The organism is Blochmannia endosymbiont of Polyrhachis (Hedomyrma) turneri (genome assembly GCF_000973505.1).
Taxonomy (GTDB): Bacteria; Pseudomonadota; Gammaproteobacteria; order Enterobacterales; family Enterobacteriaceae; genus Blochmanniella.
Genome location: NZ_CP010048.1, coordinates 371,420 through 389,975 on the forward strand (window position 1 = coordinate 371,420; position 18,556 = coordinate 389,975).

At 28.3% G+C, this 18,556-nt stretch carries 16 protein-coding genes; 12 read left to right on the top strand and 4 right to left on the bottom strand.

Translation table 11 applies throughout. From position 1 onward, the window contains the following. The first annotated feature begins 18 nt into the window (after window positions 1–18). Window positions 19–1,692, top strand: coding sequence for a glutamine--tRNA ligase (glnS, locus tag BTURN675_RS01550; RefSeq protein WP_046288805.1), 1,674 nt, complete (start codon window positions 19–21; stop codon window positions 1,690–1,692). Window positions 1,693–1,908: 216 nt separating this feature from the next. On the opposite strand, the gene fldA is transcribed toward glnS, so the two are convergent. From fldA to BTURN675_RS03250, 3 genes are all read right to left on the bottom strand, one after another. Continuing rightward, window positions 1,909–2,430: a flavodoxin FldA gene (fldA, locus tag BTURN675_RS01555; protein WP_046288806.1), complete on the bottom strand. Its 522-nt coding sequence runs from the start codon at window positions 2,428–2,430 to the stop codon at window positions 1,909–1,911. A 206-nt stretch (window positions 2,431–2,636) separates the two neighbouring features. Next, on the bottom strand, window positions 2,637–2,915 hold the full coding sequence (locus BTURN675_RS03245; RefSeq protein ID WP_052722605.1) for an alpha/beta fold hydrolase: 279 nt from the start codon (window positions 2,913–2,915) through the stop codon (window positions 2,637–2,639). Next, window positions 2,909–3,400 (bottom strand): alpha/beta fold hydrolase, encoded by a 492-nt coding sequence (locus BTURN675_RS03250; protein ID WP_052722606.1) that lies wholly within the window; start codon window positions 3,398–3,400, stop codon window positions 2,909–2,911. Before BTURN675_RS03250 ends, BTURN675_RS03245 begins: the two co-directional genes overlap by 7 nt. A 298-nt stretch (window positions 3,401–3,698) precedes the next feature. Between BTURN675_RS03250 and BTURN675_RS01565 the strand changes: the two genes are divergently transcribed. Then, a complete protein-coding gene (locus BTURN675_RS01565) occupies window positions 3,699–5,354 on the top strand; it encodes a phosphohexomutase domain-containing protein (RefSeq protein WP_046288807.1) in 1,656 nt (551 codons plus the stop codon). A gap of 164 nt (window positions 5,355–5,518) precedes the next feature. Here BTURN675_RS01565 and BTURN675_RS01570 read toward each other — a convergent pair whose 3' ends face one another. Then, the gene (locus BTURN675_RS01570; protein WP_082086677.1) at window positions 5,519–6,835 is read right to left on the bottom strand and encodes a citrate synthase; all 1,317 of its coding nucleotides are present in this window, start codon (window positions 6,833–6,835) and stop codon (window positions 5,519–5,521) included. Between the two features lie 670 nt (window positions 6,836–7,505). Here BTURN675_RS01570 and sdhC point away from each other — a divergent pair. From sdhC to BTURN675_RS01620, 10 genes are all read left to right on the top strand, one after another. Then, window positions 7,506–7,898, top strand: a complete 393-nt coding sequence (gene sdhC, locus BTURN675_RS01575) for a succinate dehydrogenase, cytochrome b556 subunit (RefSeq protein WP_046289113.1) — start codon at window positions 7,506–7,508, stop codon at window positions 7,896–7,898. Continuing rightward, window positions 7,883–8,239 (top strand): succinate dehydrogenase, hydrophobic membrane anchor protein, encoded by a 357-nt coding sequence (gene sdhD / locus BTURN675_RS01580; protein ID WP_046288808.1) that lies wholly within the window; start codon window positions 7,883–7,885, stop codon window positions 8,237–8,239. The genes sdhC and sdhD overlap by 16 nt, the downstream gene beginning before the upstream one ends. 8 nt (window positions 8,240–8,247) lie before the next feature. Beyond that, entirely contained in the window at window positions 8,248–10,023 is a 1,776-nt protein-coding gene (gene sdhA, locus BTURN675_RS01585; protein WP_046289114.1) for a succinate dehydrogenase flavoprotein subunit, read from the top strand. Between the two features lie 27 nt (window positions 10,024–10,050). Beyond that, complete coding sequence (locus BTURN675_RS01590; protein WP_046288809.1) at window positions 10,051–10,785, top strand: succinate dehydrogenase iron-sulfur subunit; 735 nt, start codon at window positions 10,051–10,053, stop codon at window positions 10,783–10,785. A 220-nt stretch (window positions 10,786–11,005) separates the two neighbouring features. Next, window positions 11,006–13,855, top strand: a complete 2,850-nt coding sequence (locus tag BTURN675_RS01595) for a 2-oxoglutarate dehydrogenase E1 component (RefSeq protein ID WP_046288810.1) — start codon at window positions 11,006–11,008, stop codon at window positions 13,853–13,855. Window positions 13,856–13,876: 21 nt separating this feature from the next. Next, window positions 13,877–15,121 (top strand): 2-oxoglutarate dehydrogenase complex dihydrolipoyllysine-residue succinyltransferase, encoded by a 1,245-nt coding sequence (odhB, locus tag BTURN675_RS01600; RefSeq protein ID WP_046288811.1) that lies wholly within the window; start codon window positions 13,877–13,879, stop codon window positions 15,119–15,121. A 154-nt stretch (window positions 15,122–15,275) separates the two neighbouring features. Beyond that, window positions 15,276–16,448, top strand: coding sequence for an ADP-forming succinate--CoA ligase subunit beta (gene sucC, locus BTURN675_RS01605; protein ID WP_046288812.1), 1,173 nt, complete (start codon window positions 15,276–15,278; stop codon window positions 16,446–16,448). Between the two features lie 12 nt (window positions 16,449–16,460). Beyond that, window positions 16,461–17,351: a succinate--CoA ligase subunit alpha gene (sucD, locus tag BTURN675_RS01610; protein WP_046288813.1), complete on the top strand. Its 891-nt coding sequence runs from the start codon at window positions 16,461–16,463 to the stop codon at window positions 17,349–17,351. 36 nt (window positions 17,352–17,387) lie between these two features. After that, on the top strand, window positions 17,388–18,062 hold the full coding sequence (tolQ, locus tag BTURN675_RS01615) for a protein TolQ (RefSeq protein WP_173424201.1): 675 nt from the start codon (window positions 17,388–17,390) through the stop codon (window positions 18,060–18,062). Window positions 18,063–18,103: 41 nt separating this feature from the next. Then, the gene (locus BTURN675_RS01620) at window positions 18,104–18,544 is read left to right on the top strand and encodes a biopolymer transporter ExbD (protein WP_046288815.1); all 441 of its coding nucleotides are present in this window, start codon (window positions 18,104–18,106) and stop codon (window positions 18,542–18,544) included. The last annotated feature ends 12 nt before the right edge of the window (window positions 18,545–18,556 follow it).

Genomic DNA, 18,556 nt, shown 5'->3' on the forward strand with positions numbered 1-18,556 from the left:
TTACTAATTTTTTAAAGCATGCGTGAAAACAAAAATAAAGAATGTGCAAAAAATTTTATTTATCAAATTATTGAAAATGATTTAGTGTCTGGTAAATGTACTTTAGTTCGTACACGTTTTCCACCAGAACCTAATGGATATTTACATATTGGACATGCTAAGTCTATTTGTTTAAACTTTGGTCTTGCTCAAGATTACAAAGGTTACTGTAATTTGCGTTTTGATGATACTAATCCTACGAATAAACATGCAAAATATATTGAAGCTATTAAAAAAGACATTAATTGGCTCGGATTTCAATGGAATGGTACTGTTCGTTACTCTTCTGATTATACTGAAATATTGTATTTGTATGCAATTAAACTTATTAAAAAAGGTTTAGCGTATGTAGATGAATTATCAAAAGCTCAAATACGAGAATATAGAGGAACATTGAAGGATCCTGGAAAAAATAGTCCATATCGTTCTCGAAGTATTCAAGAAAATTTGTTTTTATTTAATAAAATGAAAAATGGTATGTTTTCTGAAGGGGCTGCTTGCTTACGCGCGAAAATAAATATGTCTTCTTCTTTTATTGTCATGAGAGATCCTGTTTTATATCGCATAAAATTTATTCAACATCATAAAACAGGTACAAAATGGTGTATTTATCCCACATATGATTTTACACATTGTATTTCTGATTCACTAGAAGGCATAACTCATTCTTTATGTACTTTAGAATTTCAAGATAATCGTCAATTATATAATTGGATATTAAAAAATATTGATATAAGTGTACCTCCCCGTCAATATGAATTTGCTCGATTAAATTTAAAATATACTGTAACATCTAAACGATGTCTTAAATTATTAGTGGAAAAAAAAATTGTAGATGGCTGGGATGATCCTCGTATGCCAACTATTGCTGGTTTGCGACGCAGGGGATACACTGCATCTTCTATTCGAGAATTCTGTCATCGAATTGGTTTAACTAAACAGAACAATCAAATAGAAATTTCAACATTAGAATCGTGCATTCGTGATGAACTTAATGAATTAGCACCTCGTGTTATGGCAGTGATAAATCCAGTAAAAATTATAATTAATAATTTACCAAAAGATTATAATGAAAAACTTTCAATGCCCAATCATCCTTATAAATCAGAAATGGGAACCAGAAATGTAATGTTTACCAGAGAAATTCTGATTGAGAAAAGTGATTTTAGAGAAAATATAACAAATAATGATCAACATTATAAAAGATTAGTATTAGGTGGGGAAGTGCGATTACGAAATTCCTACGTTATTAAGGCTGAACATATTGAAAAAAATATACAAGGAGAAATTATTGTTATTTACTGTACATGTGATCTAAAAACATTAAATAAACATCCTGATGATAGAAAAATTAGGGGTGTTATTCATTGGGTGTCTGCTATTTATGGTATTTCAGCAGAATTTCGATTCTACGATAATTTATTTTTAGTTCCTAATCCATCCAATTGTAAGAATTTTCTAGAAAATATAAATCCTAATTCATTAACTGTTACTCATGGATTTGTTGAATCTCAAAATATTATTAATAACGCTAATATATCTTATCAGTTTGAAAGAATAGGGTACTTCCGTATTGATAATAGTTGCTTTCAATCTACTCATCCGATTTTTCATCAGATAGTAAGTTTACGAAATATATCAAATCTTAAATAACATTAATTCATAGCATATTACTTATATACTAAAACTAAAATTGTAGTTATACTATTGACCTATACGTTAATTATAAACGATATATTTTGAATTTACATTTAACGTACGGTAATGACTACTAATTATATAGTTCATAATTACAAACATGTAAATAATTATAATTGTTAAAATTATTTAATTTTTTATATTAAAAATTATAATTTTACGTTCTAATTTTTAATCATTATTTAAACGCAGTTCTTTAAAAATTTGCTTCACCCAAAATTTTATACGTTTTGAAGTCATTTCTGGTTGTCGATCTTCATCAATAGCTAAACCCACAAAATTATTATTTATGACGCTTTTAGAAGATTTAAAATGATATCCATGAATTGGCCAATGTCCAATAGAAATACCTCTATTTAATTTTATTATTGTATATAAAATAAACATTGCATCGCAAAAATATTCAGAATAATCTTCCTGATCACCACATCCAAAAAGTGCTATTGTTTTTCTAGAAAAATCAATTTCTTTTAAAATTGGAAGAAAGTCATCCCAATCACATTGAGGTTCACCATAATACCAAGTGGGTATTCCAAAAAGCAATTTATCATATTTTTCTAAATCTTCTTTGGTACTTTTAAGAATATCAAAAACATCAGCAATATGTTCTCCTATTTCTTTTTGAATCATACTAGCAACGTTTTCTGTATTTCCAGTGTCACTACCAAAAAATATACCTATTCTTGCCGCCATAAATATTCAATCCTTACAATAATGGAATATTGTATATAATAATACATTATTAAATATTAATTACATCAATTTTTCATATTTTGATGTTAATAATGAAGAAAATAATATTTTTATTTAAATTATTTAAAATTTATTTTTATAGAAAATATTTTGTATTAAAAACATAATTAATACAATTAAAACATATATTTATTATATGGTTTATGCTATTTTAACAAAAAATCATCAATAATACTTACAACAGAATCTTTTTGTTCAATATGCACCCAATGACCAGATTGCACGATATGAATAAGAGATTTTGGAAATTGTTGATATATTTCACAATAATGATGATATTTTATATATGGAGAATATCGACCGGCAATGAATAGAACATCCCCCAGCCACGGATTATACTTTTCCCATGAATTTAGCGCTGAATAATTTTTTTGAATGCTATCGATATTAAAAATCCATTGTCCTGTTCTGAATGATTTTAACAAAAAAAAATTGTTTTTTGATCATGAATAAATTTATTCATTAAAATAAACGCTTCATTTTTTGATGTGATATGTGATTTTGTAACAGAATTAATTGCTAGAAAAATATTGTTATTCTGATTTGTAGCGTACGTTGTTGGCGCTATATCCATTATTATTATCTTAATAACATGATTTTTCAATAACATAGGTAAAGTCATAGCAACTTTTCCTCCCATAGAATGTCCTATTACTATACATTTCTTTATATTCAAATCATCTAATAAACATAAAATATCTTGCGCCATTATTTTATAATTCATTATAAAACTATGCGGAGATTGTCCATGATTTCTTAAATCAACTTGTAGCGTATTATATTTTTTTATATTAAATTCTTTCGCTAAAGTATTAAAATTATTTAAATTTCCAAACAAACCATGTATAAATATTATAGACGGTTGAGAGTCTTTGAAATCCGTATTTAATCGATAGTTTAATTTCTTCATTGTTTTTTTAATGTCTAAATCAAATAAATTTTGACCAGCTGAACCATGAAACGCAAATTGCGCAATATAACATGCAAAAATTTTATCACCAAAACGATTGTTTTATTAAAAATATAATATACATCGAATACTTTGTTTATTAATTAATTGTAACCATTATAATTAATAAATAATGTCAACACAAAAATATAATGTATAATATTTTATATTATCATATTTATCATGGTTTACTATCATGTACTTTAAATATTATTACAGTATGCAAAACTAATACTATACTCAACACAAGGATTGACCAATGACTGATTGTCAACATGCAGGTCATCATAAAAATAACTATACTGATGTTTCTCAATTAATACATAAATATTTCGAATTAATACCTAATCCTAATGATTTTTTTCAAAAAGTCAAATTTGGTACATCAGGACATCGTGGAACATCTGAAAACTATACATTTAATGAAGCACATGTTCTGTCTGTCACGCAAGCTATTGCGCAACAAAGACGACAAGAAGGCATTCTTGGTCCATGTTATCTTGGTAAAGATACTCATGCTTTGTCTGAAGTTGCATTTATTTCTGTACTTGAAGTTTTATCTGCCAACAAAATACATGTTATTACACAAGGATATGATGTATACACACCCAGCCCAATAATAGCTCACGCTATTCTAAATTACAATAAAAATCGACACAGTCAATCTTTAAAAGCCGATGGAATAGTAGTTACATCTTCTCATAACCCTCCTGGTGATGGTGGAATAAAATATTATTCACATTACGGAGGTATAGCGGATACACGTATCACTAATATGATTGAAAAATATGCTAATTCACTGTTATTAAATAATTTACGGGGTGTATATCGTTTGACATTAAGCCAGGCGTGGCGTAGTGATTATATTCATCTTTTAGATTTTACACAAGAATACATTAAAGGATTGGTGAATATAATTAATATGCAATGTATTCGAGAATCTAAAGTCAAACTAGGTATAGATCCAATGGGTGGCACTGGTATTGATTGTTGGAGTCGAATCGCTCAATGTTACAAGTTAGACATAACATTAATTAATGATACTATTGATTCAACATTCCATTTTATACCTCCAAATCGTGATGGTATAATTCGTATAGATTGTTCTTCTGAAGAAATAATGAAAAATCTATTAAAAATCTGTAATAAATATGATTTAATTTTTGCTAATGATCCTGATTGCGACAGATATGCTATAATTACTCCCCAAGGATTTATAAATGCAAATAACTACCTAGTTATAGCAATTAATTTTTTGTTTAAAAATAGGCCAAATTGGAATATAAAATTGGGAATTGGAAAAACTTTAGTATCTAGTACAATAATTAACCAAATCTCTAAAAAACTTAACCGTCATTTAGTAGAAAAACCAGTAGGTTTTAAATGGTTTGTTAAAAGTTTATTTCAAGGTATGTTGGGGTTTGTCGGAGAAGAAAGTGCTGGAGGGGTATTTTTACAATTCAATTCTGCACCATGGTCCACAGATAAAGATGGTATCATTATGTGTTTATTAGCAGCAGAAATTTTTTCATCTACTGAAAAGACGCTTCAAGATCATTATAATCGATTAATTAAAGATCTTTCTTTTTTAAGTTATACCTGCATACAAATACCTATCTCTTATTCCACGTATGCAAAAATTTTTGATGCATTTATTTCAGGAAAAATGTTACATATTCGTGAATTAGCCGATGATCGTATCATAAAAATCATCCAAATAATAAACAATACGCCAACAGGATTAATAGTTGATGGGATAAAATTTATAACAAAAAACGGATGGGTTGCTATTAGAAATTCTGGCACAGAAAAAGTATGTAAAATTTATTGCGAAAGTTTTTTAGACGACAAACATAGAAAAAAAATTGAAAATTCAATATATGAAAATTTAGCCTGTTTGTCTATTCAAATTTAACTAAATTTATGAATTTATAAACACTTTCTGAGCTGAATACAATACTTAATACTATATAATATATTGTAATATGTTATAATATGTACCATAATACAGTATTAGTTAATATTCCTCTACAAACTACAAATAAATATACTACTAATGTTAGTTAATTTTTATCAAAATTATAGTAATGCTGACCTATGACTAAAAAAATTTCTTTCTTTACAACCATTATACAGCTGTCTTGGACGAATCAATTTTACCCCCTCTTCAGTTTCATCATACATTTCTTTCCAATGTGCAATCCATCCAACGGTTCGTGCAACAGCAAAAATTACAGTAAACATTACGGGAGGAATCCCCATTGCAGTTAATGTCAAACCAGAATAAAAATCTATGTTTGGATATAACTTACGTTCAATAAAATATTGATCATGCAGTGCAATTTTTTCTAATTCCATAGCTATCAAAAATAAATTAAATAATTTGTCGGAAACTTTCACTTTTTGCAATATTTCACAACAAGTCTCACGCATAACAAGAGCACGAGGATCATAATTTCTATAAATTCTATGACCAAAACCAATTAATCGAAATGGGTCATGTTTATCTTTAGCTCTTTTAATAAATTTTGGAATGTTTTCTACTTTATCAATCATTTCTAACATATGTAGACATGCTTCATTGGCACCACCATGCGCTCCTCCACCCAAAGCAGAAATTCCAGCTGCAATACAAGAAAATGGATTGGCACCTGAAGAACCTACCATACGTACTGTAGATGTAGAAACATTTTGTTCATGATCCGCATGTAAAATTAGAATTTTATTCATCACTTTTTCTAATACAACTTTGTCATCCGAGTTATATTTCTTATTAATAAGCATATTTAAAAAATTTGCAGCATAAGAAAGATCATTCCTTGAATAGATAAAGTTCTCGTTTTTCAAATATTGATTACATATTGCAGCTAAAATTGGCATTTTAGCAATTAATTGGCAAGCAATTATATTCCTATTTTTTTTTACGCTAATATCTAAAGAACTATAAAAAGCACCTAATGCGTTAACCGCATTGGCAATCATTACCATTGGATGCGATTTGTCATAAAAACTATACAACATATGTTTAATTTTGTCATGAATGGTATTATTTTTAGCAATGATATTACAAAAAATTTTATGTTCTTTATCTGAGGGTATATCTCCATATAATAAAATATAACATACTTCTAAGTATGTAGATTGTTTAACCAATTGATCAATTGGAAATCCTCTATAAAGAAGTGTTCCTTTTTCACCGTTAATATAAGTGATTTTAGATTTGCAAAATGCAGTAGATGTCAGTCCAGTATCAATCATACAATAGCCATGTTTTTGCAATTTGCCAATGTTAATTTGTTTCTCCCCCATGCTGCCAGGAATAACATCCAATTCAGTAGTAAAATTATCATGTTTTGCGATAAATGTTACTGTGTTATTATTGAAATCATCCACCATTAATTATTTTTATCCCAAATACTTGTTTGAATAACTTGAATTACAAAAAAACCTAACAATTAATACAATTAATACACATGATAGTATCTAAAATTATCAAATTTCATATTAGCACGTTATAAATACACTATAACTGATATACTATATCAAAGTATTCTTTAAAACAACTCCAACATTTTTATATCTTATTAACAATAAGTAAATCCGTTATATCTTAACATTTAAATCTACTAATTAATAGCAAATTATTTTTTCAAACAAACAATATGAAATTAAAGATACTTAAATAAATGGCACATCCTAAATGAAATTTCACAATTAAAAAATATAAATTTCTAATTTATTTGCCCAATACTATTGAATTAATATATTATTAACATATAAAATATAACTTTGGATATAAATAAACAATATAATTATATTGGTACTATATTATTACTTTACTACTTTACAATGTTGTTATTATAGCAAAAAAAATTTTTGCATTAATTACTCAAAAAAGTTCGCGAGGTTGTTACAATTTACAATATACATAGAAATATTACTCATAATTTTAATGCACACAAAGAAATCTAAAATAGTAAAAAGATTTGCGTTGATTAAAAAAACATATACAACAAAATATATAATAAACAGTATTTACAAATTAATTACACAGTTACAAACTAAAATGATTAAAAAATATAAACCAATAATTGATTTAAATCTAAAAAATATTAAATTTCCACTAACTGCAATTGCATCTATTAGTCATAGAATTTCTGGTGCAATTATGTTTGCAATAGTGGGTTTGTTATTGTTAATTCTAAAATTATCCCTTATATCTACAGAAAATTTTTATCAAATAAAATTGATGATAAATAATTATTTTATTAAATTTTTAATTTGGAATATGTTGATTTTTTTTATTTACCATTTCATAAATGGTGTTCGACACATTATTGTAGATTGTGGGTATTTAAATAAAAAAATAACAATAGCTACAAAAAGTGCACAAATAGTCTTTTTATTAACAATCATTGTATCTATTTTAATTGGATTATTATTATGCGAAATATTTTAATAACATTGAAAAAATTAAAATGGAACGCTACTTATGAATGGTTAACAGTTCGATGTTCTGCTGTGCTTATCCTTATATATATTATTTATTTACTATGGTTTTTTTCTAGTGTTGATTTTCTTACTTACGAACTGTGGCGTGCTTTTTTTTCAAAAAAATTAACTAAAACTTTTAATTTTTTTGCTTTATTTGCTCTTTTGATACACAGTTGGATTGGAATATCACACATTTTGGTAGATTATGTTAAAAATTCAATATTATATGGTACTTTGAGACTAATTACTCTTATAATATTTTTTATGTATTTTCTCTGTGGCATGAATTTAATATGGAGTATATAATTATAATTATGCATAATATACCTACAAAAGAATTTTTTGCTATTGTTATTGGCTCTGGAGGCGCTGGCATGCGTGCTGCATTGGAAATTTCACAACACGGACTATCTTGCGCGGTAATTTCTAAGGTCTTTCCAATACGTTCTCACACAGTATCAGCTCAAGGCGGAATTACTGTTGCACTTTCTAATGTGCATAAAGATGATTGGCAATGGCATATGTATGATACAGTAAAAGGGTCAGATTATCTTGGTGATCAAAATGCAATTGAATATATGTGTAAAGAAGGACCTAATGCGGTATTAGAACTAGAACATATGGGAATGCCATTTTCCCGTTTACATGACGGACGTATTTATCAACGGCCATTCGGGGGTCAATCTATAAATTATGGAACAGGACAAGCAGCACGAACTGCCGCTTCGGCTGATCGGACAGGACATGCCTTGCTGCATACTTTATATCAACAAAATATAAAAAATAGCACAACTATTTTTTCAGAATGGTATGCAATTGATTTAGTAAAAAATCAAGATGGCCATGTACTTGGTTGCCTTTGTTTATGTATTATGACCGGGGAGATAGTCTATTTTAAAGCTCGTGCCACAATACTTGCGACAGGAGGAGCAGGTAGAATTTATCAATTCACTACAAATGCACATATTAATACCGGAGATGGAATTGGAATGGCATTACGGGCTGGTATACCTGTGCAAGATATGGAAATGTGGCAATTTCATCCAACTGGTATAGCTGGAATTGGAATTTTAATTAGTGAAGGTTGTCGGGGCGAAGGCGGATATCTTTTAAATAAACATGATGAACGTTTTATGGAACGATATGCTCCTAACTCTCAAGACTTAGCGAGCCGGGATATTATTTCTCGATCTATTATGACAGAAATATATGAAGGACGAGGATGTGAAGGTATACATGGATGTTATGTAAAATTACAATTACATCACTTAAAAAAAGAAACTCTAGAATCGCGTTTACCTGGAATTTTAGAATTAACGCGTAAATTTGCTAATATTGACCCAGTCAAAGAATCGATTCCAGTAATACCTACTTGCCATTATATGATGGGCGGTATTCCCACAACAACAAACGGACAAGTCATTAGTGTCAATGACAACGGTGATGATATTTTAATTCCTGGTTTGTTTGCGATAGGTGAAGTTGCATGTGTATCAGTCCACGGAGCAAACAGGTTGGGAGGAAATTCACTTTTAGACTTAATAGTATTTGGACGTTCTACAGGATTGTTTTTAAAAAAATTATTTAAAGAAGGGGAATACTCAATAAGAAATGCGAGTCGTTCAGATATTGAAGCAGCACTCAATCGCTATTTTCATTGGAAAAAGACTTGTACAACAGGGGAAAAACCTAATGAAATAAAAAAAGCGTTACAGTCTTGTATGCAAAAATATTTTTCTGTGTTTCGTGAAAAAAACACAATGATGCAAGGATTACAAGAGCTACAAAACATTCGTGAACGATTAAAATACGCATCTTTAAATGATTCATCTAACGTGTTTAATACAGAAAGAATTGAATGTTTAGAATTAGATAATTTGTTAGAAACTGCTTATTCTACAGCTGTGTCTGCTAATTTTCGAACTGAAAGTCGAGGCGCACATTATCGTTCTGATTTTCCATACCGTGATGACAATAATTGGTTATGTCATACATTATATTTTTCTCGCACAAACACTGTGCGTTGCAGAAAAATTAATATGCAACCTGTTTTTCGTTCAGCATTTCCACCAAAAACACGAATTTATTGAATACGATTTTAAGAGAATAATATTAATATGCGAAAAATTACACTATCTATATATCGTTATAATCCTGAAATCAATGATCAACCATACATGCAAAATTATTTTTTTGAATTTAGTAAATCATCCAATATGATGTTATTAGATGTATTAATTGAGTTAAAAAATCAGGATCCTACGTTGAGTTTTCGTCGTTCTTGTAGAGAAGGGGTATGTGGTTCTGATAGTATGAATATTAATGGGAAAAATGGCATGGCTTGTGTTACTCCATTGTTAACATTATGTAAAAATACTAATATCATTTTTGTTCGTCCATTACCTGGACTTCCGGTAATTCGTGATTTAGTGGTAGATATGAGTCCATTTTATGCACAATATGAAAAAATTAAACCATTTTTAATTAACAATGATAAGATAAAAAACACATCACATGAATATTTACAATCACCATATGAACGTTCTAAATTAGATGGACTATATGAATGTATATTATGCGGTTGCTGTTCTACTTTTTGTCCTTCCTTTTGGTGGCATCCAAATAAATTTATTGGTCCAGCTGGATTATTGACTGCATATCGATTTTTAGTTGATACTCGTGATACAAATTCTCAAGAACGTCTTAAAGATCTTAATGATACTTTTAGTGTATTCCGTTGTCATAATATTATGAATTGCGTCCACGTGTGTCCTAAAGGTTTAAACCCGAATATAGCTATTAATAAAATCAAACGTATGTTATTAAAATATAATTTTATGAATAAAAATTAACTGTACTAGAATTATAAACATATTATCAAATGTTTAAACATATTATTAATATTAGAATATTTATTTCGAAAGAAATAAGCACACAATTGATTCATCCTTTAAATGTAATGAATAACGTAAAATGATTAATAACAAATAACACTTATTTTAAATCTATCATGAAATTGAACATACCTATTGTCAATTTTACTTGAAGATAATATTTATTATGGTCTATATTATGAAAAACAATACAATACAAAATTGGCTACATTCGTCCTGTTTAACAAGAGAAAATCAAGTTTATATAGAAGAATTGTATAAAAAATTTTTGAAAAATTCAAAGGATGTGGATTCGCATTGGAGTACTCTTTTTGAAACTTTATCTGAAACAAACAATTATTCTCAAAACCATTTATTGACTAGACAAGAACAAAAACAAAAAAATAATTTTTTAAATTTAAAACACCAACAAACAGATTTATATCATACACAAGAAAAAGTTTTTAAATTAATTGATGCCTTCAGACTATATGGATATCAAAATACCGCACTAGATCCGTTAGGTATGTGGACCGCTGTTCGTCCTGTGGATTGTTTGGATTTAAATTTTTATAAATTTAGCCAATATGATTTACAAAAATCATTTCATGTTGGTTCTTTATCCGTTGTTCCTAAAGTTGTTAAATTAATTGATATATATACAATACTAAAAAAAATTTATTGTGGTTCGATCGGTTTTGAATATATGCATATTGATAATATTGAAGAAATTTCTTGGATTCAACAAAATGTTGAATCCATTATGGGTGAAATCACACTCACTCATTCAGAACAAAAACAATTATTAAATGAAATTATTCAAACAAATGATATTGAACAATATTTGGCTATTCAATTTCCGGGAACAAAACGATTTTCTTTAGAAGGAGCTGATGTATTAGTTCCAATGTTGAAAGAAATAATACGGTATATTGCTGTGTATTACCATAATACAAAAAAAATAATATTGAGCATGGCTCACCGAGGCCGTTTAAATGTATTAATTAATGTTTTAAATAAAAAACCTAGTGATTTATTTTTAGAATTTTCTGATTTTAATAAAATCAGTTCTCGTATTAGTGGTGATGTTAAGTACCATCAGGGTTTTTCTTCAAATATTAACATGAAAGATACAAATATTAATGTACTGTTGTTGCCCAATCCGTCTCATCTTGAAATCGTTAACGCAGTGGCTATGGGTGTAGCACGAGCTTATATTGATAACGAAAATGTAAACAGATTTTCTTTTAATGATCCAACTATTGTATTACCAGTTACTATACATGGAGATGCAGCCATTAGTGGACAGGGGGTGGTACAAGAAATTCTAAACATGTCTAAAGTACCTGCATATAACGTTGGTGGGACTGTAAGAATAATTATTAATAATCAAATAGGATTTACTACTTCTAAAATTTGTGATATCCGATCGAGTCGATATTGTACTGATATTGCAAAAATGATTCAAGTTCCTATTTTTCATGTAAATGCTGACGATCCAGAAAAAGTTATTTTTGTAATTCGTACTGCGTTAAAATTTAGAAACACTTTTAAACGGGATGTTTTGATCGATTTAGTATGTTATCGACGACATGGACACAATGAAGTTGATGAGCCAAGTGTAACTCAACCTATAATGTATAAAAAAATTAATAAACATCCGAATGTTTATCAAATATATTCTGATTATTTAAAATACAAAGGTGTAATTACTGATGATGAAATTTTAAATATGACAACATCTTATCAAAATTTTTTAAAAAACGAAAAATCACTTTTTGAACAAAAAATGACTACGGTACAAAATAACATATTATCTCAATGCGTTATGAAAACGACTAATGAAGATGAAGACAATAATAAATATAACAATATTCGACAACAAATAACATCTGATGATTTGAAAAAATTAGCATTATCCGTAAGTTCAATTCCGAAAAATTTTCAATTACATCCCAGGGTATATAAAATTTACCAATCACGAATAGATATGGCGAAAGAAAATAAGCTTTTCGATTGGGGAGGTGTAGAAATTGTAGCATATGCAACATTACTAAATAATGGAACTTCTATCCGATTGTCTGGAGAAGATACTACACGGGGCACTTTTTTTCATAGACATGCAATTGTACATGATCAAAATAATGGGAATATTTATATTCCATTAGCTAATATTCGTGAGAATCAAGGAAATTTTTCTGTATGGGATTCTGTTTTATCAGAAGAAGCTTCTTTAGCATTTGAATACGGTTATTCTGTTTACTCATCTGTAAACACTTTAGTAATTTGGGAAGCCCAATTTGGTGATTTTTCTAATGGAGCACAAATTGTTATTGATCAATTTATTAGTTCCGGAGAACAAAAATGGGGACAAAAATGTAGTTTAGTAATGTTATTACCTCATGGATATGAAGGACAAGGACCAGAACATTCTTCTGCAAGAATTGAACGATATCTTCAATTATGCGCTGAAAATAATATGAAAATTTGTATACCCTCTACTCCGGCACAAATTTATCATTTATTACGGTATCAAATATTACATTCAGTTCATACACCATTAATCATCATGTCACCAAAATCTTTATTACGGCATCCTATGGTTAACACATCAATATATGAATTAACACATGGAAAATTTCAAAAGATCATTGGCGAAATCAATAATGAAATTAATCCCAAAGATGTTAAACGTATATTGATATGTTCCGGAAAAATTTATTATGATTTATTAGAACATAGGCAACAATACAAACAATATAATGTAGCTATTATTCGTATTGAGCAATTATATCCATTTCCAACAAAAGAGATACAAAAAATTTTTGATATATATACTCATGTGAAACATTTTGTTTGGTGCCAAGAAGAACCAAAAAATCAAGGTGCGTGGTATTATATTAAAAATTATTTCTATAAAATACTTCCAAATGATGCTGTATTAAATTATGTTGGACGTTCTTCTTCTGCTTCACCTGCAGTAGGATATCTCGCTTTACACAAACAGCAGCAAAAAATATTGATTAATAGTGCACTGAATATTATTTGATTAATGATTTAAGGATACAAAATGAATAATAAAAAAAATATTTTAGTTCCAAATTTACCTGAATCAATTTCAGACGCTGTTGTTGCTGTGTGGCATAAGCAAATAAAGGACAATGTTACACAAGGTGAAATATTAGTTGAACTTGAAACTGATAAAATAATGATAGAGGTTCCAGCGGAAGAATCAGGAATTTTAGAATCAATATTTCAAGATGTAGGTGCAACAGTTGTTAATGGACAAATTTTAGGAAAATTATTATTAAATGATAACAATCATTGTAGTAACACAGATATTAATATACAGTCCGAAAATACACAATCTGTACCATATACAAAGCATGAGAAAAATATTTTGAAAACAACTGATGACGTAACTAATATTTTTAGTCCGTCAATACGACGACTTGTTCATGAATATAATTTACAACCGGAATCCATTTTAAAAATTAAAGATATTCATGGTCAGATTACTCGTGAGAGTATAAAAAAATATTTATTTGATAAAGAATGTGAACAATTATCGATTCCAGTGGAAACAAAATCAGAAGTAATAACCAAGAAAAAAGATCGTAATGATGTCCGTATTCCAATGAGTCGTTTACGTAAACGTATAGCAGAACGATTATTAGAAGTAAAAAATAATACTGCTATGTTAACTACTTTTAATGAAGTGAATATGAAACCAATAATAGATATTCGTAAAAAATACGGTGAAATATTTGAGAAAAAACATAACGTGCGATTAGGTTTTATGTCATTTTATGTTAAAGCAGTATTAGAAGCGTTGAAATCTTTTCCAAATATCAATGCATCTATTGATGGCGAAGAAATAGTACATCACAATTATTTTGATATAAGCATTGCTGTATCAACATCACGTGGATTAGTAACACCAGTTTTGAAAAATATTGATTTACTTAGCATTTCCGAAATAGAAAAAGAAATTAAAAATATGGCTGGAAAGGGACGTGATGGGAAATTAACTATTCAAGAACTTAGTGGAGGTACTTTTACCATTACAAATGGTGGGGTATTCGGATCACTTATTTCTACTCCTATTATTAACCCTCCGCAAAGTGCAATACTTGGTATGCATGCTATCAAAGATCGACCAATGGCAATCAACGGAGAAATTGTTATTTTACCAATGATGTATTTAGCATTATCTTATGATCATCGTTTAATTGATGGCAAAGATTCGATAAATTTTTTGATAAAAATCAAAGAACTATTAGAAAATCCTATACGATTTTTATTAGATATTTGAATCTTTTATGTGTTAAATTATTAAAAATTGAGTCTTAAACGTTAAAAAGACATTTGTATTTTTTTTATAATACAAATTGTTGTGTTTATTAGAAAAATATAAAATAGTATTTTACAAATAATATTAATTTTTTTTTAAAAAATTTAGGTACATCATGAATTTATATGAATATCAAGCAAAACAACTTCTTGCTAAATATAATTTGCCAATTCCAAATGGGAACGTATGTTCCACATTAAATCAAGCAAAAGAATATATAAAACATACTAAAGGTCCTTGGGTTGGAAAATGTCAAATACAAGCTGGTGGTCGAGGAAAATCCGGGGGGGTTGAAGTTCTCAAATCTGAAAATGAAGTACAGTATTTTATTACACATTGGTTGGGTAAACGCTTAATAACCGATCAAACAGATGATGATGGAGAAATAGTACATAACATTTTATTAGAGCCATATTTTTGTGTTATTAATGAATTATATTTAAGTATGTCGATAGATCGTACTAATGAAGGAATAGTCTGTTTAGTATCCAGTAAAGGGGGGGTAGAAATAGAAAAAATTGCTCAAGAAACTCCACATGTAATTAAAAAAATATTTCTTGATCCATTAATGGGACCACAAATTTATCAAGCACGAAAATTAGGATTTAGTCTAAGATTAAACATGGATCAAATTAAACAATTTACTAACATATTCATGAATATAGGGAAAATGTTTTTAACATATGATTTGATGTTAATTGAAATTAATCCATTAGTTATTATTGATAATAATCATTTGTTATGTTTGGATGCTAAAATACACATTGACCATAATGCTTTATTCCGACAAAAAAAAATGTTATTAACAGATAATATTATTCAAAATATATCTAATACATCACTATTATGTAGTGATAATACAAATTTAAAATTCAACTATGTCCCCATGAAAGGTAATATTGGATGCATTGTAAATGGAGCTGGTTTAGCTATGGCAACGATGGACTTGCTGTCTTTATACGGAGGAAATGTTGCTAATTTTTTGGATGTTGGAGGAGATGTTACAAAAGAATCTGTTATCGAATCTGTTAAAACTATAATTTACAATCATAAAGTAAAAGTAATATTAATTAACATTTTCGGGGGTATTGTCTGTTGTAATTTAATTGCTGAAGGGATTATCAAGGCATTATCAACATTGAATATTATGATACCTATCGTGGTTCGATTACAAGGTAATAATGCTATATCGGGAAATAAACAATTAGCTAACAGTAAACATCATATCATTGCTAGTGATAATTTATTTAATGCAATTCAAACAGTTATTTCGATAGCAAATAAATAGGTGTAAATAATAATGTCAATTTTAATTAATAAAAATACTAAAGTACTTTGTCAAGGTTTTACTGGGTATCAGGGTACTTTACATTGTGAACAAGGATTGCAATATGGAACAAAAATTGTAGGAGGGGTCACTCCAGGAAAGGGGGGCACCAAACATCTAGGTTTACCAGTGTTTAATAATATGCACGAAGCTGTCTTTGCTACTGAAGCAACAGCATCTGTTATTTACGTTCCAGCTCCGTATTGTAAAGATTCAATCTTAGAAGCTATTGATGCTGGAATAAAATTAATAGTTTGTATTACAGAAGGGCTTCCAATTTTAGACATGTTAATAATTAAACATCAGTTGAAAATTAACCATAAACAAACATATATGATTGGACCTAATTGTCCTGGAATTATTACCCCTAACGAATGTAAAATGGGAATTATGCCAAGTAGCATTCATCACCCAGGGCATATCGGGGTTATTTCTCGTTCTGGTACATTAACATATGAAGTAGTTCAACAAATTACTAATATTGGATTAGGACAATCTACTTGTGTTGGTATTGGTGGTGATCCTATACTTGGTTCTAATTTCATTGATATTTTAAAATTATTTGAACAAGATATAATGACGAAATTAATAGTATTAATTGGTGAAATTGGAGGTAATGAAGAAGAAACTGCTGCTATATATATTCAAAAAAATATTACTAAACCAGTAGTAGGATTTATTGCTGGAGCAACCGCTCCAAAAGGAAAAAGGATGGGTCATGCTGGTGCTATTGTTTCTTCTAATAGAGGGGGCGCAGCAGAAGAAAAATTCCAAGCATTAGAAAAAGCGGGTGTTCATGTCGTCCGAAATTTACTTGATGTAGGAACATGTGTAAAAAAGTATTTTTATAATAATATTACTTAACTTAAATATATAATAAAATAATATGAGCTGAGTTATATGGATTTTCTTGAAATGTTTTTAAAATCAAGCCTTTTGATACAAGTAATTATGTTAATATTAATTAGTTGTTCTGTATTTTCATGGGGAATTATTATTTATCAAATACACGTGTTAAATACTATAAATCGATCAATAAGAAAATTTGAAAATAAATTTAACTCAGGAAAATCATTAGACGAATTGTATCAACATAATGTATCCAATTTCACTATATTAACAGGACCAGAAATAATTTTTTACTCAGGATTTAAGGAATTTTCTCGATTATGTCACGACAATAATTTTCCATTAAAAGACATACTAAAAGCAACTATGCAAACGATGCGTGCGACTGTTTATACAGAATTACAAAAATTAGAAAAACATGTTTTTTTTCTTGGTATTATTGGTTCCATTAGTCCATATATCGGTCTTTTTGGAACTATTCTGAGTATTATACATATTTTTTTCAAATTAGGATCAGTTAAGTACATTACTCTACAAACAATTGCACCAGGTGTTGCTGAATCATTAATTTTTACTGCTATTGGTTTATTTGTAGCTATTCCATCTGTTATAGCATTTCATCATTCAAATTTATGTATTAATAATATTGAACAAAAATATGAAATATTTTTGAATCAATTTACTAGTATTTTACAAAAAAAGTACTTTTCAAAAAAAATCAATTAAGATATTCATGCTTTTTACTATAGTAAACAACACAAAACAAAATGAAAAATAAAAAAAATCGTTACATAATGAAATGTGAAATAAATATCATTCCTTTTTTAGATGTACTGTTGATATTACTGTTAATGTTTATGATATCCACTCTAATTTTTACACAAAATTTTGAAATTAACTTACCAAAATCTTCTTATACCACAACATCCGATAACACTAATAACGAAGATAATAAATTTAAAATTATTATTGAAGTATTAGGAAATAATAATTACAATCTATACGTTAATTCTAAGAAAATAGAACATATATCCTTCGATCAAATAATTCTCAATATAAATTCAAAAATGAAAATTAAATTTACTGATGTGATGTTTTTTATTGCTGGAGATAAAAATATCGCTTATAATGAAATCATTAACACGTTAAATGTTTTAAATAATATAGGAGTTACAACTGTAAAAGTTTTGACACAACCTATTTTTTAATGATGACATAAA